Raw genomic sequence first — 300 nt, 5'->3', positions numbered from 1 at the left:
GGCCGCCTAACCCAGCCCCCCCAGGTGGATCTCAACATGAACCTCACCACGGCCCAGCGCCGGGTCTTCCCGCTCTGGCATGACAACGCCAGATGAGCGGTGGGCGCCCAGGATCAGTCAGACACCCGCCGGCTGGCCGCCTCCTTCGAGCTCCTGGACGTGGTGCTCGTGGAGGTGGGGCTGGCTGTGGGAGATCAGATGGGTGTAGCGGTCGAGGGTGTCTCCGACGATGAAGAGGGGGGTCGGTCGGTAGTCGAGGACGGGCAGGAGCTCGGAGTGGGGGGGGACGGGCGCGTCGGG

At 69.0% G+C, this 300-nt stretch carries 1 pseudogene; it reads right to left on the bottom strand.

Features of this window, described 5'->3' with window-relative positions:
• Positions 1 to 117 precede the first annotated feature (117 nt).
• Positions 118 to 300 (bottom strand): annotated as a pseudogene (locus PUR61_RS00650) (cytochrome P450); the annotation flags it as partial.

This window comes from Streptomyces sp. BE20 (assembly GCF_036322525.1).
Taxonomy (GTDB): domain Bacteria; phylum Actinomycetota; class Actinomycetes; order Streptomycetales; family Streptomycetaceae; genus Kitasatospora.
This window is presented reverse-complemented; position numbering and strand designations above follow the sequence as displayed.